General features: G+C 65.9%; 22 protein-coding genes and 1 pseudogene. 13 read left to right on the top strand and 10 right to left on the bottom strand.

The genetic code is table 11. The features are described 5' to 3' along the window. The first annotated feature begins 97 nt into the window (after positions 1–97). Positions 98–667: a cytochrome b/b6 domain-containing protein gene (locus ACFZCE_RS20335; RefSeq protein ID WP_390942315.1), complete on the top strand. Its 570-nt coding sequence runs from the start codon at positions 98–100 to the stop codon at positions 665–667. Here the strand turns inward: ACFZCE_RS20335 and ACFZCE_RS20330 are convergent. Continuing rightward, positions 664–1,026, bottom strand: a complete 363-nt coding sequence (locus ACFZCE_RS20330) for a cupin domain-containing protein (RefSeq protein ID WP_390942313.1) — start codon at positions 1,024–1,026, stop codon at positions 664–666. The genes ACFZCE_RS20335 and ACFZCE_RS20330 overlap by 4 nt on opposite strands. Before the next feature lie 78 nt (positions 1,027–1,104). Further along, the gene (locus ACFZCE_RS20325) at positions 1,105–1,905 is read right to left on the bottom strand and encodes an AraC family ligand binding domain-containing protein (protein ID WP_390942311.1); all 801 of its coding nucleotides are present in this window, start codon (positions 1,903–1,905) and stop codon (positions 1,105–1,107) included. A gap of 217 nt (positions 1,906–2,122) precedes the next feature. On the opposite strand from ACFZCE_RS20325, the gene ACFZCE_RS20320 reads away from it, so the two are divergent. The 7 genes from ACFZCE_RS20320 to ACFZCE_RS20290 all read left to right on the top strand — a co-directional run bounded on the left by ACFZCE_RS20320 (position 2,123) and on the right by ACFZCE_RS20290 (position 8,988). Further along, positions 2,123–3,364 carry a DUF1835 domain-containing protein gene (locus ACFZCE_RS20320; RefSeq protein WP_390942309.1) on the top strand — a complete coding sequence of 414 codons (1,242 nt, stop codon included), beginning with the start codon at positions 2,123–2,125 and terminating at the stop codon, positions 3,362–3,364. Positions 3,365–3,473: 109 nt separating this feature from the next. Then, positions 3,474–4,493, top strand: a complete 1,020-nt coding sequence (locus tag ACFZCE_RS20315) for a substrate-binding domain-containing protein (protein ID WP_390942307.1) — start codon at positions 3,474–3,476, stop codon at positions 4,491–4,493. After that, positions 4,490–5,509: an extracellular solute-binding protein gene (locus tag ACFZCE_RS20310; protein WP_390942305.1), complete on the top strand. Its 1,020-nt coding sequence runs from the start codon at positions 4,490–4,492 to the stop codon at positions 5,507–5,509. Before ACFZCE_RS20315 ends, ACFZCE_RS20310 begins: the two co-directional genes overlap by 4 nt. Then, complete coding sequence (locus ACFZCE_RS20305) at positions 5,509–6,351, top strand: ABC transporter permease subunit (protein ID WP_390942303.1); 843 nt, start codon at positions 5,509–5,511, stop codon at positions 6,349–6,351. Before ACFZCE_RS20310 ends, ACFZCE_RS20305 begins: the two co-directional genes overlap by 1 nt. After that, the gene (locus ACFZCE_RS20300; RefSeq protein WP_390942301.1) at positions 6,348–7,160 is read left to right on the top strand and encodes an ABC transporter permease subunit; all 813 of its coding nucleotides are present in this window, start codon (positions 6,348–6,350) and stop codon (positions 7,158–7,160) included. The genes ACFZCE_RS20305 and ACFZCE_RS20300 overlap by 4 nt, the downstream gene beginning before the upstream one ends. Further along, positions 7,157–8,146, top strand: coding sequence for an ATP-binding cassette domain-containing protein (locus tag ACFZCE_RS20295; protein ID WP_390942299.1), 990 nt, complete (start codon positions 7,157–7,159; stop codon positions 8,144–8,146). The genes ACFZCE_RS20300 and ACFZCE_RS20295 overlap by 4 nt, the downstream gene beginning before the upstream one ends. Positions 8,147–8,169: 23 nt before the next feature. Continuing rightward, a complete protein-coding gene (locus ACFZCE_RS20290) occupies positions 8,170–8,988 on the top strand; it encodes a metallophosphoesterase (protein WP_390942381.1) in 819 nt (272 codons plus the stop codon). Here ACFZCE_RS20290 and ACFZCE_RS20285 read toward each other — a convergent pair. Continuing rightward, positions 8,985–9,875, bottom strand: coding sequence for an NAD-dependent epimerase/dehydratase family protein (locus ACFZCE_RS20285; protein WP_390942297.1), 891 nt, complete (start codon positions 9,873–9,875; stop codon positions 8,985–8,987). The genes ACFZCE_RS20290 and ACFZCE_RS20285 overlap by 4 nt on opposite strands. Before the next feature lie 93 nt (positions 9,876–9,968). On the opposite strand from ACFZCE_RS20285, the gene ACFZCE_RS20280 reads away from it, so the two are divergent. The 3 genes and pseudogenes from ACFZCE_RS20280 (at position 9,969) to ACFZCE_RS20270 (ending at position 12,588) form a co-directional block, all read left to right on the top strand. Beyond that, the gene (locus ACFZCE_RS20280) at positions 9,969–10,793 is read left to right on the top strand and encodes a helix-turn-helix domain-containing protein (RefSeq protein WP_390942296.1); all 825 of its coding nucleotides are present in this window, start codon (positions 9,969–9,971) and stop codon (positions 10,791–10,793) included. A 52-nt stretch (positions 10,794–10,845) separates the two neighbouring features. Beyond that, positions 10,846–11,620: pseudogene (locus ACFZCE_RS20275) on the top strand (LysR substrate-binding domain-containing protein). Positions 11,621–11,748: 128 nt separating this feature from the next. Next, on the top strand, positions 11,749–12,588 hold the full coding sequence (locus ACFZCE_RS20270) for a transglycosylase SLT domain-containing protein (protein WP_390942294.1): 840 nt from the start codon (positions 11,749–11,751) through the stop codon (positions 12,586–12,588). 162 nt (positions 12,589–12,750) lie between these two features. Here the strand turns inward: ACFZCE_RS20270 and ACFZCE_RS20265 are convergent, their stop codons facing one another. Further along, positions 12,751–13,662, bottom strand: coding sequence for a LysR substrate-binding domain-containing protein (locus tag ACFZCE_RS20265; RefSeq protein ID WP_390942292.1), 912 nt, complete (start codon positions 13,660–13,662; stop codon positions 12,751–12,753). Between the two features lie 91 nt (positions 13,663–13,753). Between ACFZCE_RS20265 and ACFZCE_RS20260 the strand changes: the two genes are divergently transcribed. After that, positions 13,754–14,194: an ester cyclase gene (locus ACFZCE_RS20260; protein WP_390942290.1), complete on the top strand. Its 441-nt coding sequence runs from the start codon at positions 13,754–13,756 to the stop codon at positions 14,192–14,194. Positions 14,195–14,288: 94 nt separating this feature from the next. Here the strand turns inward: ACFZCE_RS20260 and ACFZCE_RS20255 are convergent, their stop codons facing one another. From ACFZCE_RS20255 to ACFZCE_RS20245, 3 genes are all read right to left on the bottom strand, one after another. Further along, entirely contained in the window at positions 14,289–14,627 is a 339-nt protein-coding gene (locus ACFZCE_RS20255; protein WP_390942288.1) for a hypothetical protein, read from the bottom strand. A 32-nt stretch (positions 14,628–14,659) separates the two neighbouring features. Further along, a complete protein-coding gene (locus ACFZCE_RS20250; protein WP_390942286.1) occupies positions 14,660–15,727 on the bottom strand; it encodes a hypothetical protein in 1,068 nt (355 codons plus the stop codon). 227 nt (positions 15,728–15,954) lie between these two features. After that, positions 15,955–17,070: a metallophosphoesterase gene (locus ACFZCE_RS20245; protein WP_390942284.1), complete on the bottom strand. Its 1,116-nt coding sequence runs from the start codon at positions 17,068–17,070 to the stop codon at positions 15,955–15,957. A gap of 287 nt (positions 17,071–17,357) precedes the next feature. On the opposite strand from ACFZCE_RS20245, the gene ACFZCE_RS20240 reads away from it, so the two are divergent. Next, a complete protein-coding gene (locus ACFZCE_RS20240; protein WP_390942282.1) occupies positions 17,358–18,410 on the top strand; it encodes an alpha/beta fold hydrolase in 1,053 nt (350 codons plus the stop codon). Between the two features lie 95 nt (positions 18,411–18,505). Here ACFZCE_RS20240 and ACFZCE_RS20235 read toward each other — a convergent pair whose 3' ends face one another. From ACFZCE_RS20235 to ACFZCE_RS20225, 3 genes are all read right to left on the bottom strand, one after another. After that, positions 18,506–19,081, bottom strand: coding sequence for a hypothetical protein (locus ACFZCE_RS20235; protein WP_390942280.1), 576 nt, complete (start codon positions 19,079–19,081; stop codon positions 18,506–18,508). 68 nt (positions 19,082–19,149) lie between these two features. After that, complete coding sequence (locus ACFZCE_RS20230) at positions 19,150–19,863, bottom strand: hypothetical protein (RefSeq protein WP_390942278.1); 714 nt, start codon at positions 19,861–19,863, stop codon at positions 19,150–19,152. Positions 19,864–19,905: 42 nt separating this feature from the next. After that, positions 19,906–20,679, bottom strand: coding sequence for an NAD-dependent protein deacylase (locus tag ACFZCE_RS20225; protein WP_390942380.1), 774 nt, complete (start codon positions 20,677–20,679; stop codon positions 19,906–19,908). Positions 20,680–20,764: the final 85 nt, after the last annotated feature.

The following is a 20,764-nucleotide window of genomic DNA, read 5'->3' as shown; positions in this document are numbered from 1 at the left end:
AGGCCAGTGGCCGGTTAATACAGCGTTAACCCATCTACGGCAGGCCTCGGGTAAGCTTGGGCGCATAACGATCCCAAACCTACCCGTGAGCCTGACCATGACCACCATTCCCCTCAGCGCTGCGGCGCCGGCCCGGCGTTACGCCACGTTGTCGATCACCTTGCACTGGTTAACGGTGCTGTTGTTCATCGCCCTCTACGCCTGTATCGAGCTCAAGGGCTACGTGCCCCGGGGTACGCCGCTGCGCGCGGCGCTGGTGGGCGGCCACGGTATTTTCGGGGTGAGCATTTTCCTGCTGGTATGGCTGCGTTTGCTGGCGCGCAAGCTATACGCCGCGCCGCCCATCGAGCCGCGCCCGCCACGCTGGCAAACCGGCCTCGCCCATGCCACCCACAGCCTGCTGTACCTGCTGATGATCGTGCCGCCGGTGCTCGCCTGGCTGATGCTCGCCCTTGCCGGCAAACCGTTCCCGTGGCTGGGCTTCGAACTCCCCTCGCCAATGGCGCAAGACCCAGACCTGGCGAAAACCCTCAAGGCCGTGCACGAGTGGATCGGCAACGCCGGCTATTGGCTGATCGGCCTGCACGCGCTGGCGGGGTTGTTTCACCACTACGTGGTGCGCGACAACACCCTCAAGCGCATGCTGCCCGGCCGCCGCGAAGGCTAAACCCACACATCGTTCGGCGCGCTGCGCTCACCGCCTTGCTCGCCGGTGTTGAGCACCCCGCGCGGTTCGATCAGCAGCAGTTGCACCTCGCCCAACGCGCAGGGCCGGTGCTCCACCCCACGTGGCACCACGTACAGCTCGCCCGGGCCCAGCAGCACCGGGCCTTCGGGCAGGTCGATGCGCAGGCTGCCGCTGATCACGATAAACGCCTCGTCGGTGCTGGCATGCTGGTGCCAGATGAACTCACCGTCGAGGCGCGCCAGCTTGAACTGGTAGTCGTTCATCTCGGCGATCACCCGCGGCTGCCAGCACTCGGGGATGTGGCTGAATTTTTCGGCAAAATTGATGGCGTTCGGCATGTTGCGCTCCTGGTAGGAAGGGAGCGCCCAGCATGCAGGAGGGCGGCGGTGGCGGTATTGAAGGATCGTGCCACGCGCTTACGTTTGCATCGCCAGCCAACGCCCCGGCGTTTGCCCCCAGTTGGCCGCGAACTGGCGGGTCATGTGGCTTTGGTCGGCGAAGCCGGCGCTGGCCGCGGCATCGGCCAGGCTCAGGCCCAGGCGCAGCAACCGCCGGCAACAGGCCAGCCGGCGCAGGGTGACGTAGCGATAGGGGCTGGTGCCGTAGAGCAGGCGAAAATCGCGGGTCAGCCGCCAGCGGTCAAGGCCGCTGGCCAGCGCCAGGTCATCCAGGCTAATGGCCTGGGCAAAGCAGTCGTTGATGTAGGCCCGGGCGCGTTCGGCGGCGGGGTAGTTGGCCACGCGCCGGCCGCGGTGTGGCGCGGCCACCGCCTGCAGCGCGTGGGCGAGGTCGAACAGCGCGTCGTCTTCCTCCAGGGGCTCGAAGCCCTGTTCCATCGCCCGCACGAACGGCGACGTGGCGGCGAACAGGCGCGGGTCATCGCTCAGGCCGCCGGCAATGAAGGGCAGCGGTTGGCCGCCGAGCACCTGCTGGATCAACGCCGGCTCGACGTAGATCATCCGGTAGCGAAAGCCCTCATCGGTGCCGGCGTGGCCGTCGTGCAGTTCATCGGGGTGCAGCACCAGGGTGCCGCCGGGCACGCTGTGGCGCAGTGCCTGGCGGTAGCGAAAGCTTTGCACGCCGCTGAGGGTGCGGCCGATGGCGTAGGTGTCGTGGCGGTGCGGGTCGAAGCCGTGGCCGCAGAAGTACGCCTCGATGCGTTCAACCTGGGTGGGGTGTTGGCTGCGCAACAGCCAGTCGCGAGCGGGCGCGGGCATTCAACTCACCAAAAAGCGTAAACAGGGCGCCAGCATAGCCCGCCGGCCGGTGGCGCAACAGCCCGGCATTTGCCTGGCACCCTCAGGGGCGCTATGCTCGCAGCCCGGCGCTTGCCACGCCCGCGGTCCGCGCGAAGGGGTTGCCCATGGCCTGTGTACACCCCATTCAATCACCAGCTCCCGGCTTGTGGCGGACCTAGCCCTCAAAGGAGTTGGCATGCCCGCCATTACCCCCTCGCGCCAGCACGGGCGCGTTGATCTACCCGCCCTGCGCAAACGCGCCAAGCACCTGCTCAAGGCCCTGCGCCTGGGGCAGGCCGAGCCTGAACGCGCGCAACTGCTCAGCCTCGGCCGCCCCGGCCCGGCCTACCAACTGGCCGACAGCCAATGGCTGGTGGCCCGCGAGGCCGGCTTCAGCAGTTGGCCCAAGCTCAAGGCCCACGCCGACGCCCTCGACTTCGCCGCCCGCCACCCAGGCTTTGCCCATGCCGACGAGGCCCAGGTGCAGCACTGGCGCTGCGGCAACGACATCGAGCACAGCCTGCGCACCGCCGGCCTGCGCGGCGCCTTTCATATGCTGGTAGACCCGCTGGCCATGGGCCCGGTGCCTGCCCTCGAAGCCCCGGCCTACCACCGCGTGCGCTGTGCCTACATCCAGCAGGCCTTTGGCCTTGGCGAAGCCGCCGTGCAGCAGCGCCAGGCCCAGGAGTACGCCGCCCTGGCGCGCATCGACGGCGACAGCGAGGTGGTGCTGTGGTGCGAGGCCGACGCCTACGACCAACTGTTCCTGGTGCGCCTGCTGGCCGGCCTGCCCGCGTTGCCCAAGCGCCTGGAACTGATCGAAACCGCCCGGGTGCCCGGGGTTGAACGTTTTATCGGCATCGGCCAGTTGGCCCCGGACGTGCTCGCCTGGCTGTGGCCGCAGCGCCGGCCACTGGGGGAGGGCGCGCTGGCTTTGGCCCGCGAGGTGTGGGCGGCCTACACCGCCGCCGACCCCGGGCGCTGGGCGCAACTGGCCCGGGTGCAGCACCTGCCACTGCCCCTGCTGGGCCCGGCATTGGCCCGGCAACTGCAAGAGTTGCCGGGCGTGCAAGACGGCCTTGGGCTGACCGAGCGCCTTACCCTGAGGGTGCTCGCCCAGCGCGGCGAATGCCCGGCCGGCAAGGTGTTTGGCCAACTGATGCTGCGCGATGACCCGCTGCCTTACCTCGGTGACCTGATGTTCCACGCCTTGATTCGGCCGTTGATCGACGGCCCGCAGCCGCTGCTCATCGAAGGCCAGGCCGAATACTGGGGGCAACGCCCATTGCAACTCACCCGCCTGGGCGAGCAGGTGCTGGCCGGGCAAGCCTATTGGCTCGACCACCAGGCCCCGCTGCGCTGGGTGGGCGGGGTACGCCTGGCCAGCGGCGAGGGGCATTGGGCGGTGGAGGCCGATGGCACGCTGCACTGGCGCTAGCCGGGGCGGCTGTAATCATTTTGCCATCTTTGTGCGATGTCGCTGTCACAGTGTGCCGCTACCTTGAGCGCCGATGAGATCGATCTCAAACGCGTTCAACGGGGCAAGCATGGCCGATTTAATCAGTGTGGCAAAGGTGGCGGGGGTGTCTCGCGCCACGGCCGCGCGGGCGTTTTCCGACCCGCACCTGCTCCGCGCAGACACCCTGCGCAAGGTGCTCACGGCGGCCGAGCAGTTGGGTTTTCGGCCCAACCACATTGCCCGCCAGCTGCGCACGCAGAGTTCGACCACGGTCGGCGTGCTGCTGCCATCGCTGCTCAACCCGGTGTTCGCGCGCCAGTTACAGGCCATGGAGCAGCAGGCGCGCTTGGCCGGGTATGGCTTGCTGGTCGCCACCAGTGACTACAAGCCCGAGCGTGAGGCGGCGATCGTCGAGCACATGCTCAACCAGCGCGTGGCGGGGTTGGTACTGACGGTGGCCGACGCCGATAACAGCGCGATCCTGCAGACCCTGCACCAGGCTGGCATGCCTTTCGTGCTGGCGCACAACGTACCGCAAACGGCGCAGTGGCCGGCGATCTGCGTCGACAACCGCCGGGCGATGCAGCAGGCCACCGAACACTTGCTCGGCCTCGGCCACCGGCAGATCGGCATGATCGCCGGGCCGATGCTGCAATCGGACCGCGCGCGCCTGCGCTACCAAGGCTATTGCGACGCCATGCAGGCGGCCGGGCTGTGCGCGCGGCCCGTGCTTGAAATGGCCAGCCATACCCACGCCGACTTCGCCCTGTTGCAGCCCCACCTGCGCGGCGGCAGCGCCCTCAGCGCGGTGATCTGCAGCAACGACCTGCTCGCCATCAGCCTGATCGGCGGCGCCGCCCGCGCCGGCGTGCGCGTACCGCGGCAGCTGTCGGTGATGGGCTTCGATGGCATCGACATCGGCGAGCAGATGGCCCCTTCGCTGGCCAGCGTGGTGCAGCCGGCCGCCAGCCTCGGCGCGGCGGCCATTGACCTGTTGCTCGACCACGCCCCACGCGGCACCCGCGTGCTGGCCCACCAGTTGCGTGGCGGCGAAAGCATTGCCGCGCGGGCGTTTTCTTCCATTGCCAACATCGGGGAACCCTCATGAAGCTAAGTCACGCCAAAGTGGTTGCCGGGGCGCTCGCGCTGGCCGCCGGTTCGCTGTTCAGCACGCTGGCGCAGGCCGCCGACACGGCGATCTGCTACAACTGCCCGCCCGAATGGGCCGATTGGGGCACCCAGCTCAACGCCATCGCCGCCGACACGGGCATCCAGGTGCCGCAAGACAACAAGAACTCCGGCCAGGCCCTGGCGCAGATGGTCGCCGAGCAGGGCAACCCGGTGGCCGACGTGGTGTACTACGGCGTCAGCTTTGGCATCCAGGCCGACAGCGCCGGGGTGATCACCGGCTACAAGCCCGCCCACTGGGACGACGTGCCCGCCGGCATGAAAGACCCCAACGGCAAGTGGGTAGCGCTGCACTCCGGGACCATGGGCTTTATGGTCAACGTCGATGCCCTGGGTGGCGCGCCGGTCCCGCAAACCTGGGACGACCTGCTCAAGCCCGAATACAAAGGCATGGTCGGCTACCTCGACCCGGCCAGTGCATTTGTTGGCTATGTCGCCGCGGTGGCGGTGAACCAGGCCAAGGGCGGCACCCTGCAGAATTTCGCGCCGGGCCTCGAGTGGTTCAAGAAGCTCCAGGCGAACCAGCCGATCGTGCCGAAGCAAACCGCTTACGCGCGGTTGTTGTCTGGGGAGATCCCGATCCTGCTCGACTACGACTTCAACGCTTACCGCGCCAAGTACAAAGACCACGCCAACGTGGCGTTCGTGATCCCGCAAGAGGGTACGGTCACGGTGCCCTATGTGATCAGCCTGGTGAAGAACGCCCCGCATGAGGCCAACGGCAAGAAGGTCATCGACTATGTGCTGTCGGATAAAGGCCAGGCGATCTGGGCCAATGCCTACCTGCGCCCGGTCCGCACCGCGGCGATGAGCGCCCAGGCCAAGCAGTTCTTCCTGCCGGACAGCGACTATGCCCGCGCGCGCACCGTGGACTACCAGCAGATGGCCGATGCGCAGAAAGCCTTCTCGGCGAAGTACCTGAGCGAGGTTCACTGATGCCGCTGCCCGCCACTCCGGCAGCCTTGCGCCGGCCGGGCGGCCTCTGGCTCTGGCTGGCGCTGCCGGCGCTGCTGTTCTTCTGCGCCTTTTGGCTGCTGCCGTTCGTGCGCTTGCTGAACATGGGCCTGCAGAATGATCGCAACACCCAGCACAGCGGTTACTGGACGGTGCTCAGCGCGCCGCATTACCTGGTGAGCGTGGCCAATACCGTGCTGCTGTCGTTGGCGGTCACCCTGGTGACCCTGGCCATCGCCGCCACGGTGGGCTGCTTTCTGGCGCGCCAGCGTTTTGCCGGGCGCGGCACTTTGCTGGCCTTGCTGACCTTCCCGCTGGCGTTCCCGGGCGTGGTGGTGGGCTTTCTGGTGGTGATGCTGGCCGGGCGCCAGGGCTTGCTCGCGCAAGTCAGCATGGGCCTGCTGCAGCAGCGCTGGACCTTAGCCTATTCGCTGGCCGGGTTGTTCATCGGCTACCTGTATTTCTCGCTGCCGCGGGCCATCGTCACGCTGGTGGCGGCCAGTGAAAAACTCGACCGCTCGCTGGAGGAAGCCGCGCGCTCGCTGGGCGCCAGCCAATGGCGGATCACCTGGGATGTGATCGTGCCCGGCTTGCAACCGGCGCTGTTGTCGACCGGCGCGCTGTGCTTCGCCACCAGCATGGGCGCCTTTGGTACCGCCTTTACCCTGGGCACCGACCTGGCGGTGCTGCCGCTGACCATCTACGGCGAATTCACCAACTACGCCAACTTCGCCACCGCCGCGGCGCTGTCGGTGGTGATGGGCGGCGTCGCCTGGTTGGCCCTGATGCTGGCGCGCCGCCTGGCGCAACGGGAGGCCCGATGAAGCGCCGTGGCGTGTTTTACCTGCAACTGTTGATCACCACCCTGACCGCGCTGTTCATGATCGTGCCGGTGGTGCTGTCGATGCTGGCGGGGGTGACCAACAATTATTTCATCGGCCTGCGCAGCGGCCTGACGCTGAAGTGGCTGGCGCAGGTGTGGGCGATGTACGCCGGTACCTTCTGGTTGTCGCTGCTGATCGCCCTGGCGTGCCTGCTGCTGACCTTGCTGCTGGGCGTGCCCGCCGCCTGGGGCTTGCTCAAGGCGCCGGGGCGTTGGGCCGCGCGCATCGAAGAATGCCTGATGCTGCCGGTGGCGCTGCCCGGCCTGGCCACCGCGCTGGGCCTGATCCTGCTGTACGGGCAGTTCTCCGGGCTGCGCGACAGCTGGCTGTTCATCCTCATCGGCCATGTGCTGTTCACCTTGCCGTTCATGATGCGCCCGGTGCTGGCGGTGATGCAGGCGGTGGACATGCCGCGCCAGGAAGAAGCCGCGGCCAGCCTCGGCGCCAGCCTGTGGCAGCGCTTCTTCAGCGTGGTGGTGCCGAACTGCCGCAACGGCATTCTCGCCGGTGCCTTCATGGTGATCACGCTGTCGGTGGGTGAATTCAACATCACCTGGATGCTGCACACGCCGTTGACCAAAACCCTGCCGGTGGGCCTGGCCGACAGCTACGCCTCGATGCGCCTGGAAGTGGGCTCGGCCTACACGTTGATTTTCATCCTGATGATCCTGCCGCTGTTGCTGATGCTCAACGCGGCCAATCACTGGCTTAACCGCGCGGTCTCGCGCCAGAACGAGGAGGCGGCATGAACCCTTCAGCCGTGACCGTGACGTTGCGCGGCTGCGCGCGGCGCTTCAACCACCATCAGGCCCTGCACCCGCTCGACCTGACCGTCCAGCCCGGCGAAACCCTGGTGCTGCTCGGCCCCTCCGGCTGCGGCAAAACCACCACCTTGCGCATCATCAGCGGGCTGGAGCGCTGTGACCCGGGCGGGGAGGTGTGGTTTGGCGAGCGGAACGTCACCGCGTTGCCGATCGAAAAACGCAATGTCGGCATGGTGTTCCAGAACTACGCGCTGTTCCCCAACCTCAACGTGGCCGGCAACGTTGCCTATGGCCTGAAAGTGCAGGGCGTGGCCCGGGCCGAGCGTGAAGCGCGGGTGCGCGAGATGCTCGAACTGGTCGACCTCGGCGCGCTGGCCCAGCGCGGCATCGACAAACTCTCCGGCGGGCAAAAGCAGCGCGTGGCGCTGGCCCGCGCCCTGGCCGCGCGGCCCAAGGTGCTGCTGTTCGATGAGCCGCTGGCGGCGCTGGACGCGCGCCTGCGCGACCGTTTGCGCCATGAGATCGGCGCCTTGCTGAAGAAGCTCGCCATCACCGCTGTGTACGTCACCCACGACCAGCAGGAGGCCATGGCGCTGGGCGACCGCATCGCGGTGATGGAGCAGGGCCGCTTGGTGCAGGTCGATACGCCGCAGCGCATCTATCAGCACCCGGCCTCGAAGTTCGTGGCCGATTTTGTCGGCGCGATCAACTGCGTGGCGGTGGATGCCCAGGGCACCCCGCAGCGCTTCTGCCGCCCGGAAGACGTATTGCTGGCGGACGACCATCGTTATAACGGCCAGGGCCGGGTGGTGGCCAGCACCTTCCTGGGCGCCTCGCAGCGGCTGCTGATCGACATCGGCCTGGCCGCGCCGATCCAGGTTGACCGCCACGCCCGTGAAGCCTGGCATGCCGGGCAACCGGTCAGTTGGGCGCTGGCCGACGCCGACGCACTGCAATTTTCCGCCGTTTGAGGAGCCCTGTTGTGTCTGATGCCATGACGCTGATCGCGCAGATCAGCGATTTACATATCAAGGCCAATGGCCGCCTGACGTATAAAAAAGTCGATACCCACGCCGCGCTGCTGCGGGTGATCGCCACCCTCAACGCCTTGCTGCCGCGCCCGGACGCGGTGGTGATCACCGGCGACCTGGTCGACTTCGGCGCGCCGGAAGAGTACCAAACCCTGCGCCAGGCGTTGCGCGGCCTGCAACTGCCGTACCTGCTGCTGCCGGGCAACCATGACGAGCGCCAGGCGCTGCGCGTGGCGTTCCCGGAACATCAGTACCTGCAAGGCGCGCACACCCTGCACTGGCAGATGCGCATCAAAGGCCTGCAACTGCTGGCGCTGGACTCCAGCGTGCCGGGGCAGCCGTGGGGCCATGTGGATGCCGCGCAGTTGCAATGGTTGGACGAACACTTGGCCCGCGAGCCGCAGCTGCCGGCCGTGGTGATGCTGCACCACCCGCCGTTTTTGTGCGGCATCGAACACATGGACAAACAACCGCTGCGTAACGCCGAGGCGCTGGCGGCAGTGATCGGCAAGCACCCGCAGGTGGAGCGGGTGCTCAGCGGCCACCTGCACCGGTCGGTGCAAGCCCGCTTTGCCGGGACCCTCGCCTGTGTGGCCCCGGGGGTGTCGCATCAGGTGGCGTTCGACCTGGCCGAAGGCGCCCCGGCCAACTTCGTGCTGGAGCCGCCGGGCTTTTTGCTGCACCGCTGGCACCCCCAGCAAGGCATGAGCACCCACCTCTGCGCCATCGGTGAGCACCCAGGCCCTTGGCCGTTCTACGATGCCAACGGGTTGATCGACTAGGCGCCGGTGAGGTAGCCGGCCTCGGCGATGTCTGCCAGCAGCCCCGGCCCCTCGGCTTGCCAGCCGGTGAGCTGGCGGCTGAGGGCGCTGCTGGCGGGGTTGTCCATGGCGGCGAAGTGCGCCATCCAGCCAAAGTGCCCCTCGGCCTCGGCGGCGCTCAGGCTGCGCACCGGCACCCCCAGGCCCTGGCCGATGGCCTCGGCGATGGCCTTGAAGGCGATACCGGGCTCGGCCACCGCGTGGTAGCAGCGCGCCTCGCCGCGCTCGATGGCCAAGCGGTAGAGCCGCGCGGCGGCGTGGCGGTGCACTGCCGGCCAGCGGTTGTCGCCGTTGCCGATGTAAGCGGCCAGCCCGCGCTCACGGGCCAGGCCGATCAGCATCGGCACAAAGCCATGGTCGCCTTCGCCATGCACTGAGGGTGGTAGGCGCATGATCGAGGCCTTCACCCCTTGTTCGCGCAGGGCCAACACTGCCTGTTCCGAGGCAATCCGCGGGATGCCTCGGGCCGGCGCCGGCATCCCCTCGGTGGCCTCGCCCAGCCCCGCCAGCAGGCCGGTGCCGGAGGTGACGATCAACGGCTTAGTGCTGCCGGCCAGCGCGGCGCCGAGAGCAAGCACGGCCTGGCGGTCGATTTCGCAGTTTTCCGCGAAGCGGGTGAAATCATGGATGAACGCGCAGTGGATCACCGCGTCGGCCTCGGTCGCGCCCTCGGCCAGGCTGGGCAGCGCTTGCAGGTGCCCGCGCAGCACGCTGGCACCCTGTTGCGCCAATGCCTGGGCGGCGGCCTCGGAACGGGCCAGGCCAAGCACCTGGTGGCCATGGCGCAGTAGCTCTTGCACAACCGCGCTGCCAACGAAGCCGCTGGCGCCGGTCAGGAAAATCTTCATGGTGGTGTTCCTCTGCGTGGGTGTAGGCTCACTCTCAGCGCCTTCACTATCCGGGTAAAGTAGTGGCGTTATCCCGGTATAACCGCTAACAGGATGCCCATGGCCCGCGAAAACCCCCTCGGCAGTTACCTGCGCGACCGCCGCGCCCGGCTCGACCCGCAAGCCCTCGGCTACCCCATGGGCCGGCGCCGCACGCCGGGCCTGCGCCGCGAAGAAGTGGCCCAGCGGGCCAACGTCAGCCCTACCTGGTACACCTGGCTCGAACAGGGCCGTGGCGGCGCGCCCAGCGCCGAGGTGCTCGAGCGCATCGCCCAGGCGTTGCTGCTCACCGAGGTCGAGCGCGAGCACCTGTTCCTGCTTGGCCTCGGCCGCCTGCCGGCCAGCCGCGCGCTGCCCGAGGAGGGTGTGAGCCCACGCCTGCAGCGCCTGCTCGACGGCATGCCGTTGAGCCCGGCGCTGGTGCGTAACGCCTGTTGGGACGTGCTCGCCTGGAACACCGCGGCGCGCGCGGTGCTCACGGATTACGCCGCGTTGCCGCCGGCGCAGCGCAACATCCTGCGGATGATGTTCCTCGAGGGCCGGGTGCGCGCCGCCCAGCCCGACTGGCCGAAGGTCGCCCGCTTCGTGGTGGCGGCGTTTCGCGCCGACGTGGCCCGGGCCCGCGCCGAAGGCCGGGTGCAGGCACTGGTCGACGAGCTGTGCGCGGCCAGCCCGGAGTTCGCCCAACTGTGGGGCGCCCACGAAGTGGGCGGCTACGGCGAGGGCACCAAGGTGCTGCGCCACGCCAGCGCCGGGCTGCTGACCCTGGAGTACTCCTCGTTCGGCGTCGACGGCCGCCCCGACCTGGCGCTGGTGGTGTACAACCCCGCCAGCAGCGAGGACGCCGCCCGCGTGCAGGCGCTGATCGCCGCCATCTAGCTGTCATCAAAGCTGCGTATAACCGTCACATTTCTCCACGAGCGCCACCGCCATGCTCAGCGCCGATTTGAAAGCCTTCTACAGGGTCGCGCGCCTGGGCAGCATCACCCAGGCGGCGAAAAAGCTCGGCCTCAGCCAGCCCACCGTGACCACCCAGGTGCGCAACCTCGAAGCCCAGTACGGGGTGGAGCTGCTCTACCGCGGCGGCCGGCGCATGACCGTGAGCGAGGAGGGCGCGCGGCTGCTGCCGATAGTGCAGCGATTGCTGCAGCAAGAGGCTGACATCGAATTCTTCCTGCGCAACAGCGGCCAACTGCAGGGCACCCTGCGCCTGGCCGCCACCGCGCCGTATTACGTGCTCGACCTGGTCAAACGCTTTCGCCAGCAACTGCCGCAGATCCAGGTCACTCTCGAGATCGGCAACTCCCAGCAGGTGATCGAAGCCTTGGAGGAGTACCGGGTAGACCTCGCCGCCTCCTCGCAACTGGAGCAAGACGCGCGCTTCACCCGCCTGGTGCTGGGTGAAGACCCGCTGGTGCTGGCCGTGCACCGGCGCCACCCGCTGGCCCAGCACAAAAGCCTGCCGGTGGCGGCGCTGGCCGGGCAATGCCTGCTGATGCGCGAAGCCGGCTCGACCACCCGCGTGCCGCGAGGCGGTGCTGCGCGACCTTGGCATCAGCGTGATCGCCCGCCACGAAGTGCCCGACAACCCGGAACTGCGCGTGATCGCCCTGGACGGCGCGCCGGTGATCCCGGAGTACCTGTATTGCCTGAAGGAGCGCCGCGGGGCGCGGCTGCCGGCGGCGTTCCTCGGCTTGGCGCGCTGAGCGTTGAGGCCGGCGCCCGGCGCCGTGAAACGTTGTGAAACCTTGCGAAACCCCGCCGCGCTGCCTTCTGCCTGCCCCCGCCCGTTGCTATAAACCCCCCACCAGTCTCTCACCGCGGGTGGCCCAGCATGGACGTTCAACCGATAACCCAAACCCCTGGCGAAGGCGCCGGCAGCTCCGCCGGCAACCGCTTCGACCAGGCCGTGGAACGCAGCCGCGACACCCTCGCCAGCGGCTGGGAGGGCGAGTGGCAACGGCGGGTCGAGGCCCGCGACGCGGCCAAGGCCGAGGGCAACGAAGCCCTGGCCCAGCATTACCAGGCGGAACTCGACGCCATGCGCCCGGTGATGGAACAGCTCGGCCTGGCCACCGACAGCGCTGGCCAGCCGCCTGTGAGCGTGCCGCCCGGCGAGCAGCCACCGGCGCAGCAAAAGGTGGTCGAAACGCCCGCCACGCCCGCCGCCAACACCCCGGTTACGGGCCCGGGCGGCGAGGGCCTGAACCTGCCGCCGGCGCTGGAGCCGTTCCGCGAGGCAATCCAGGGCGCCGCCGAGGCCTCGGGCATTCCCGCCAACGTGATCGCCGGGATGATCTGGGACGAGTCGCGTGGCGACATCAGCGCGCTGACCACCAACGGCGGCAACGGCCTGGGCGACACCGGGCTGATGCAGGTCAACCCGAACACCTTCGCCGACCTGCAAGGCAAATACCCAGAGTTGCTGGGCGGTAAAACCCTGAGCGACCCAGCCACCAACATCATGGCCGGCGCCCTGTACCTGAAAGAGCAGATGAACAGCTTCGGCAGCCTCGACCTGGCCCTGCGCGCCTACAACTCCGGGCCGCTCAACGTGAACCCCAATGACGCCGGCGACATCTCCAAATACGGCACCGGCGATGCCGCTTATGTCGACAAGGTGAACAGCTACGCGGCGATCATCGGCAGCGGCGAAGGGCAGTTGCCGGCTTGAGCCAGGGGCAATCCATCGCCCGGCACAGCCGGCCTCCCACACAGATTTGTGTAAGTACTTGATTTACGAGGCAACATAGAACCCGTGGGAGGCCGGCTGTGCCGGGCGATGGGCCCTGAAGCGCATGCACAAAATCAGCAGAGCTCACAGCTTGATCCGCCCCTAAACCCCCAGCGCCACCGCCTTGATCACCCCCCTGAACCACCGCTGCGCCGGGTGCTCGTTGGCCCGGCGATGCCAGAGCAGATGGCTGGTGATCTTTGGCAGCGCCACCGGCGGCGGCAACATCGCCAACCGCGGCCTGGCCGCGGAGTGCAACGCCACGCGCTTCATCACCGTGGCAACCATGTGCGAGGCGGCGACCACCGCCGGCACCGCGAACATGTGCGGCAAGGTCAGTGCAAGGGTGCGCTGCTGGCCCAGTTGCGCCAGGGCCTGGTCCACCAGCCCGTGGCGCTCGCCCTCGGGGGAGGCGAGCACGTGGCGCTGTTGCAGGTACGTGGCCAGGTCCATTCCATGGTCAGCGGCGGGGTGGTCGCGGGCGACGATGGTGACAAAGCTGTCGCTGAAGATCGGCCGGGTGAGGATGCGCCCGTCGAGGTGGGTGGGCAGCACCCCGATCGCCGCGTCGATCACCCCGGCGTCGAGCAAGTCCACGGCATGGTCGCGGTCGTTGAAGGCGTGCACGTTCACCGTCACCCCCGGGGCCTGTTGGTCAAGGGCGCGCAGCAACCCCGGCAGTAGCACGAAGGCCGGGTAGTCAGACATCCCCAGGGTGAAGGCGAGGCGGCTGCTGGCGGCATCGAAGCCCGGCCGGGTCACCAGCACGGCTTCGATCTGCCGCAACGCCTGGGCAATCGGTTCGGCCAGTTCCCGCGCCCGCGGCGTGGGCAACAGCCCCTCGGCGCTGCGCAGAAACAGCGGGTCTCCCACCACCTTGCGCAGGCGCGCCAGCGCCGCGCTCATGGCCGGCTGGCTTACCCCCACCTGGGTGGCCGCGCGGGTCACGTTGCGTTCGGTCATCAGCGCGTTGAAGGCCGCCAGCAGGTTGAGGTCGATGCCGTTAAAATCCATAAATCAGATAATCATATATACCGTTCATTTGTTTTACGGATGGTAACGCCCACGGCAGACTCTTTCCACACCCCCCACCCAGAGCCTTGCCATGACCCCTGACACCCTCGACACTCGCCTGCAAACCGAACGCCAGGCGGTAGAAACCCTCTACCGCGCCTTCAGTGAAAAAGCCCCCGACCTGGTCGACAGCGTATTGGCCGCCCACTGGGACGACATTCCCCTGGCACCCGGGCAGGTCCCCGGCCCGGAGGGCATCAAGCCGATCATCCGCAGCCTCGGCGAAGCCTTCCCAGACGTGCGCATCGTCGTCCACGAGCTGCTGCAAGCCCCCGGCAAGATCGCCGTGCGCGCGGAAATCACCGGCACCCACTTGGGCGAACTGTTCGGCATCGCCCCCACCGGCAAGGCAGTGAGCCTGCGCCTACAGGAGTTTCACCACCTCGAAGAGGGGCGCATTACCCACACCTGGCATTTGGAAGACTGGTTTGGGTTGTTTTTGCAGTTGGGGCAGTTTCCGCCGCAGGGGTGAGGGGCTGTGTTTGGGGTGGCTGGGCCGGGCGAAGGGCCAGCCACCCCATACTATTAGGCCACTGCTTCGCTACGCGCTGAACCGCAAATAATATTTATAACTCAGTAGCCAAAAAGAATACCGACCCAACGCCTACGGCAACCATCAGGGACGTGATCATCAAACACCACCATCTCTTTAGCGTGGCCTCTAGGTTCGTGGGGAACTGGTCGGACACTTCCTTTTCCATCATTCCTTTTCGCGCGCTACGCTCTTTAGTAAAGAGCATGGCAACTATTTGTGTGGCTACAATGACCTTTGCTCGTACTCCCCCCTGTGCAAAAAGCATCAGGCTCTGTAAATGTACGCTTTTCTCCAATGCCTTCTCGACTTCCTTGAAACACCTATTGACCACGATCACATTGGCCAATGTGAAGATCATAGAAACCAGCATGAACGTGACCGTAGCCCACCCGAGGACCTCTCTCATTCATACACACTTTCATAAATAAGCTCCCCGGCATTTTCACCTAACACGTCTCCAGCTTTGCCTCCGCCCCAAGCGCCTAATGCACTCATGGCTACACCACAGACTGCTGTTCCTACGCCGGCCGTAGGTGCACCTACAACGACACAGATCACAGGCATGACAGCGGCAAACCCCGCGCCCAAAATCAGATTCCCACCCAGCTTACTCGTTTGCACTATCTTCGCCCGCCTGCAGTGCTCCTCTCGGCCTAACGCGCATGCCTTGCGAATATCCAATACCGTGTTGCCGGACGTAATGACCATCCCAAGATAACCACCATGCTTCATTATTTTTGCGGCGCGATTGACGCTATTCAGTTTCTCCGCATACCCTTTGATGTAGCCTTTCTTTTGAAAGCTTTTTGTGGAGATTTCCAGCACGTCCTTGATATACCTTTCTTTTCGCAGCTTGGTCATCAGCCGGCCGATACCCTGAAGCTGGCTATCAAGCTTTTTGAAAAGGCGTGCGCGCTTCTCATGAAACAGGTCTAAATTCCCATCTCCCCTCGGCTTGAGGTGCAAGTGATGTATCGCTTCAATTTCCTTCATAGTCTGCGCGATTTGCTTGAGGTACGCACTCCATGAATCAGCGATCAGGCCAGGATAAAGTGCAGCGTAGCCCAATATTTGGCTGAGTAGCGCATGGTTGCGAATCAGGAAATCATCCGTGGGCGCATCGTTCTCTGAAAGCGTTCGCCGTACATCCCGAAGAATCTTGATCTGCTCATCCAATTCATGGCGGCATCCCCCCTCTGGGTTCCCGACCAGCAACAGTTCCCCAGGATAAATCATCGCCATTGGCCAATTCAACAATTGAGGGTTCAACCTGTCGAACGCCAGTGATTGCTCGGGCGTTAGTGCCAGAGCCTCCTTTAACTGAGCAACGCTTTGCCAGCGATCGTTCATCACTACTTTAGGGTGGGGGCTGCTGCTGTTCCCATACGGGTAACATATCGGGCAGGTCCCTTCTTCCTGTTCATGCCAGGGGTAGCGAGCAGGTGCAATGCGCGGGGGCTGTTCAGCCATGAATTTATCTTCCTGGTCAATAGTGATTCATTTGAATAGGAAGGATTATCTCTAAGAGCAGCCTGGGCAGAACCTCAAAGATGTTTCAATATATTTTTATAATGATCCGAACAGGACTTTTTAAAATAGATGTAAACAGTTTTGGACCCTTAAGCGCTCAATGACGCCTGAGGGGTTTCTCCGCCTCTTAACGGCCCTTCGCCCGGCTGTGCCGGGCGAGGCGCCGTTCAGCCCCGGCGCAAGGTAATCCGCGTCAACTCCGACGGCACCCCCAGGCGTACGGCAAAGCCGGGCCAGAGGGCGGTGCCGTTGTTCACGTACAACTGCATGCCCTCCACCGGGTAAAAGCCCGACACAAACCCCTCGTTCGAACGCGCCACCACGTAGTCGAGCAGGCGGATCATGCCGCCGTGGGTGTGCCCCGACAGCTGCAACGCCACCCCCAGGCGCGCGGCCTTGCGGGCATTGCGCGGCTGGTGGTCGAGGAGGATCACCGGGGCGCCGGCCGGGGCACCGGCCAGGGCCTGTGGCAGGTCTGGCCCGGGTAGGCCGGCGCGCGGCGCGCTGAGGTCGTTGACCCCGGCCAGCACCCACTGCGCGCCGCCACGCTCGATCAGCGCATGGCTGTTGTTCAGCCGGCGCATGCCCAGCCCGACGAAGTACTGCATCCAGGCTTCGTTGTCGAAAAAGTACTCATGGTTGCCCGGGATCACGTACACCCCATCCGCCGCGCGCAGGGCCCGCAGCGGCTCGACATCGGCCCGGCGGGCGCTGATCGGGCCGTCGACCAGGTCGCCGCTGATCACGATCAGGTCCACCCCGAGCGCGTTGGCGCGCTCCACCACCGCCTGCGCCCAGTGTTGATCGAACAGCCGGCTGATGTGCAGGTCGGTCAGTTGCAGCAGGGTGTAGCCGTCGAACTGCGGCGGCAGGTTGGGGATCGCCACTTCGATGTCTTTCAGCGGCGGCACCCGGGTGGCCTGCTGTACGCCCAGCGCGGCGAGCAACAGCGCCGCGGTGCCCAGGCCGTAGCGCAGCGGCGGCGGGATCACCAGCCATTGCCGGCGGGCCAGCATCACCAGCAGGCTGCCGACGTCAACCAGCAGTTGCAGCACCGCCAGCAGCAGGATCGCGCCAAACGCCCAGTTGAAGAACAACAACAGCGGCCGGGCGAACTCCGGTGAGAACACGCTGCCGGACGACCAGCGCGCGTACAGGTGATACTGCGAGGCAAGCAGCAACAGCAGTGCCGCCAGCAGGCGGGCGGGCAGTGGCCAGGGCAGCGGCCAGATAAACCGCACGATCACATACAGGCACGGGGTGCTGAACATCAGGTGGAACATCGGGTCGCTCCTCTGGCCATCTCGGTGAAAGCGCAACGCTAGGCTGTGTACGAAATTGATTGAAACGCAGGTTAGGCAAGGCGAAAACCGGCGAGGAAGCGGAGTTGACTGGTTGTCAATGAGCATTCCGAGCCGGTTTTCAACGCCGCATAAGCAAGTTTCAAGCGGTTTCGTACATAGCCTAGCGAGGTTCAGAGCCTTGGCCGCGGCCTAGGGTTCAACGGGCCGTGTTCAGTGCGGCGCGCGCAACTACACTGCCAGCGAACAAACACAAGAGCCCAACGCCCATGCCCCTGTATCGCCTCGCCTTGCTGCCCCTGTTGATCACCGGCGCCAACGCCAGCGCCGCGGCCTTGCCCAGCACCCAGGGTGACTGGGTGATCCCCAGCTTCACCTTTCACAGCGGCGAAACACTGGCCAACCTGAACATGCACTACGTGACCGTCGGCGACCCGAAAAACCCGGCGGTGCTCTACCTGCATGGCACCAACCGCCCCGGCAGCGACGTGCTGAAGCCCGAATTCGCCGGCGTGCTGTTCGGCCCCGGCCAGCCGCTGGACGCCAGCCGCTACTACATCATCGCCCCCGACGGCATCGGTGTGGGGCAGTCGAGCAAGCCCTCCGATGGCTTGCGCGCGCAGTACCCCGCCTACAACTACAGCGACCTGGTCAACGCGCAGTACCGCCTGCTGACCGAAGGCCTCAAGGTCAAGCATCTGCGCCTGGTGATCGGCAACTCCATGGGCGGCATGCAAACCTGGCTGTGGGGCACCGAGTACCCGGCGATGATGGACGGCCTGGTGCCAATGGCCTCCCAGCCCAGCGAAATGGCGTCGCGCAACTGGGTGATGCGGCGCCTGCTGATCGAAGCGATCAAGCAAGACCCGGCCTGGAACAACGGCAACTACACCACCCAGCCGCCGTCGCTGCGCCTGGCCAATGCGCTGTTCAGCGCCGGCACCAGCGGCGGCGACCTCGGCTGGTACGCCCAGGCGCCCACCCATGCGCTGGCCGAGCAACAGGCCCAGGCGCGCCTGGCGCAACCGCTCGCGGATGACGCCAATGATTTCATCTACCAGTGGCAAGCCTCCGCCGACTACAACCCGGCGCCGCGCCTGGGCAACATCCAGGCACCGCTGCTGGCGATCAACAGCGCCGACGACGAACGCAACCCCCCGCAAACCGGCACCCTCGAAGCCGCGCTCAAGGCCCTGCCCAACGCCCGGCTGCTGTTGATTCCGGAAAGTGAAGCCACCCGCGGGCACGGCACCACCGGCTATGCGAAGTTCTATGCCGAGCCGTTGCGGGCGTTTGTCGAGGGGTTGCCGGCGCGGCGGTAGGGTTGCGGGGCCCGTCGCCCGGCTGTGCCGGGCGAGGGGCCAGCAAGCCCTGCGCCTCACAGCCAGGGTTCACCCCCCTGGCTGTTCTCCTGCGGCTACCCAGCTCGGTAATAGTCTGGCATTTCAGCAACAGCGCTATAAGTGACAACGCCCTCCAAGGCACCAAGCGCGGCCTCGCCTGCATCCACATCCGCCAGCAACTGGCTGATCGGGGCGCAGATCATGCGCCGTACATCGTCCGGGCTGTTGATTTCGGCCAGGCGCAGGGCGAAGGTCCAGCGGTCAGCCTTGCCGTTTGCGGCCTTCCAGCGAAACAGCCGGGCGTCGCCCGCTTTCAGGCGCGCCAGGGTTTGCGGGCACAGGCTATACATCGGGAAGCCCATGTATTCGCCACGCTTTACCTCGGTCGGTTCATCCCACAGGTTTACATAGAGGATGGGCTCGTCACTCCAGCCTCCGGCGGGGTTGTTGCCCATAAAGCTGATTTGAACAGCCAGGTGGGCAGTTGGCTCGGGTTCACCTGCCAGGGCCAAAGGCAGACACCAGGCCACCTCAGAGTACACCCAGCCCTGGTCGCGATAGCTGCTGGCCCAAGTGCCGGGCTGGTACAGCGCGCCAAACGGCGGGTGTTGCAACAGGTTGCTGAGCTCGCCCTTGATCAACGTGGCCAAGGCCTCGCATTCCTCGCCAGCCTTGGCGACAAAAGCGAAGGCCTGGGTGACGGCTTTACCGATCTCAGTCATTTTGCATCATGCTCCATCAGGGTATCGGGATCAGGCAGCCTGAAGAACAGCGCCGCCTCGGGGGTGGGCAGTACTGGCGCGGCGAGCTTATCGAAGCCACTAAACTCCTTCACTGCGAGCAGCTCGAAGCACTCGCGCACCTGCTCGCTCCAGCGATGCAATTCAAGCCCAGCACCCTCCTTGATTGTCGACAGAGCCGTCAGCACATCGAACCATGAGCGCAGGATCAGCTTGCCGTGCCAGTCGTCCTGGCGGTTCTGTGCATTGAGGCCCTCGCTGGTATCCAGCCCAATAAACAGATGCAGGGCATTGGCCCGCTCTTGTTCATCGAGGTAGATAGTCCACTGGTCGTGCAGTTGGTTCTGGCTGCTCAGAGGGGCCCGCCATTTGAACTCCACCAGGAGGGTGCGGGTGACCGCGCCCCACGCCAGATCGACACGCAGGTCCGGTTCGACGTTGTGGTTGCGTGGCCAGAACTGCACCGTGGCCCGGCTCGGTGCCCCGGCGGGGAAGGCGACCTGAGGATTGCGCAGGCGCACCAGCGCTTCCCAGAACGCCGCGATCGCGCCAGGCGAGAGGAAGGCCAGTGGGCCCATGATCAGTGAGATGATTTCGTCTTCTTCGGCCACGCGCTTTTCGTCAGGGTCATCCCGGTGGCCGAGGTAGCGCAGATAAAGCCGAGACTTTTTCTGGTTGAAGGCATGCAGCACGGGGCGTCCTTGTAGGTTGCGAATGCAGGGCTTGGCTGTGCTTCAGCGCGTTGGGCCGGCGCCGAAGGTGGCGCTGAGCAGTTTGGGTAACCACTCACCCGCACGCCCGACGAGCGTTGGGCTATCCGCGTTATCGGCCGGCTCCGTGTTCACCTGAATCACTCGCGCGCCGTGTTTCAGAGCCACTTCAGGCAGTTGTGCCGCCGGGTACACCACCCCGGAGGTACCGACCACCATGATCAGGTCGCATTGCTGGGCGGCGTTGAGCGCCGTGCGTAATTCCCGCTTGGGCAACTGTTCGCCAAACCAGACCACGCCGGGGCGAACCCTGCCGCCGCAGTGGCTGCAGCGCGGCGGCTCAAGGCAGGCTGGAGTGGCTTCCGGCAACGGCGGCTCACCCAAGGCATGGGGCCGCGCGCAGGCGAAGCAGCGCGCACCTTGCAGCGTTCCGTGAAGATGGACCACTGCTTCACTGCCCGCGCACTCATGCAGGGCATCGACGTTCTGGGTCACCACCAGCAGTTTGCGCACGTGCTGTTGCAGCGCCGCGATGGCCACATGTGCGGCATTGGGGCGCGCCTGGGCAGCGCAAGCCCTGCGCCACTCATACCACCCCCACACCCGGGCTGGGTCTCGGCGAAAGGCGGCAGGCGTTGCCAACCGCGCCGGATCAAAGGCGTTCCACCTACCCCCTGCTTGATCGCGGAAGGTCGCGATGCCGCTTTCAGCCGACACCCCAGCGCCGGTGAACACCACAACGTTGTGGGCATTGCCTAGGCTGCTTACGGCCTGGGCGAAGGCCTGTTCATTCGTCATCGTACAGCTCGCTATCGGGCAAATGGCTGCTGCATTTTCCACGAGGCCAAGACGTAATGCGTCGCGACGGATTTTGACGCGCCTG

This window comes from Pseudomonas sp. NPDC007930, from assembly GCF_042958985.1.
GTDB lineage: Bacteria > Pseudomonadota > Gammaproteobacteria > Pseudomonadales > Pseudomonadaceae > Aquipseudomonas.
The sequence above is the reverse complement of the archived record's forward strand: the minus strand, read 5'-3'. Positions and strand labels throughout refer to the sequence as shown.

Bases quoted from the DNA above. Each gene is read 5' to 3' on its own strand.
- ACFZCE_RS20335 (WP_390942315.1), top strand. From the start codon at position 98: ATGACCACCATTCCCCTCAGCGCTGCGGCGCCGGCCCGGCGTTACGCC.
- ACFZCE_RS20330 (WP_390942313.1), bottom strand. From the start codon at position 1,026: ATGCCGAACGCCATCAATTTTGCCGAAAAATTCAGCCACATCCCCGAG.
- ACFZCE_RS20325 (WP_390942311.1), bottom strand. From the start codon at position 1,905: ATGCCCGCGCCCGCTCGCGACTGGCTGTTGCGCAGCCAACACCCCACC.
- ACFZCE_RS20320 (WP_390942309.1), top strand. From the start codon at position 2,123: ATGCCCGCCATTACCCCCTCGCGCCAGCACGGGCGCGTTGATCTACCC.
- ACFZCE_RS20315 (WP_390942307.1), top strand. From the start codon at position 3,474: ATGGCCGATTTAATCAGTGTGGCAAAGGTGGCGGGGGTGTCTCGCGCC.
- ACFZCE_RS20310 (WP_390942305.1), top strand. From the start codon at position 4,490: ATGAAGCTAAGTCACGCCAAAGTGGTTGCCGGGGCGCTCGCGCTGGCC.
- ACFZCE_RS20305 (WP_390942303.1), top strand. From the start codon at position 5,509: ATGCCGCTGCCCGCCACTCCGGCAGCCTTGCGCCGGCCGGGCGGCCTC.
- ACFZCE_RS20300 (WP_390942301.1), top strand. From the start codon at position 6,348: ATGAAGCGCCGTGGCGTGTTTTACCTGCAACTGTTGATCACCACCCTG.
- ACFZCE_RS20295 (WP_390942299.1), top strand. From the start codon at position 7,157: ATGAACCCTTCAGCCGTGACCGTGACGTTGCGCGGCTGCGCGCGGCGC.
- ACFZCE_RS20290 (WP_390942381.1), top strand. From the start codon at position 8,170: ATGACGCTGATCGCGCAGATCAGCGATTTACATATCAAGGCCAATGGC.
- ACFZCE_RS20285 (WP_390942297.1), bottom strand. From the start codon at position 9,875: ATGAAGATTTTCCTGACCGGCGCCAGCGGCTTCGTTGGCAGCGCGGTT.
- ACFZCE_RS20280 (WP_390942296.1), top strand. From the start codon at position 9,969: ATGCCCATGGCCCGCGAAAACCCCCTCGGCAGTTACCTGCGCGACCGC.
- ACFZCE_RS20270 (WP_390942294.1), top strand. From the start codon at position 11,749: ATGGACGTTCAACCGATAACCCAAACCCCTGGCGAAGGCGCCGGCAGC.
- ACFZCE_RS20265 (WP_390942292.1), bottom strand. From the start codon at position 13,662: ATGGATTTTAACGGCATCGACCTCAACCTGCTGGCGGCCTTCAACGCG.
- ACFZCE_RS20260 (WP_390942290.1), top strand. From the start codon at position 13,754: ATGACCCCTGACACCCTCGACACTCGCCTGCAAACCGAACGCCAGGCG.
- ACFZCE_RS20255 (WP_390942288.1), bottom strand. From the start codon at position 14,627: ATGCTGGTTTCTATGATCTTCACATTGGCCAATGTGATCGTGGTCAAT.
- ACFZCE_RS20250 (WP_390942286.1), bottom strand. From the start codon at position 15,727: ATGGCTGAACAGCCCCCGCGCATTGCACCTGCTCGCTACCCCTGGCAT.
- ACFZCE_RS20245 (WP_390942284.1), bottom strand. From the start codon at position 17,070: ATGTTCCACCTGATGTTCAGCACCCCGTGCCTGTATGTGATCGTGCGG.
- ACFZCE_RS20240 (WP_390942282.1), top strand. From the start codon at position 17,358: ATGCCCCTGTATCGCCTCGCCTTGCTGCCCCTGTTGATCACCGGCGCC.
- ACFZCE_RS20225 (WP_390942380.1), bottom strand. From the start codon at position 20,679: ATGACGAATGAACAGGCCTTCGCCCAGGCCGTAAGCAGCCTAGGCAAT.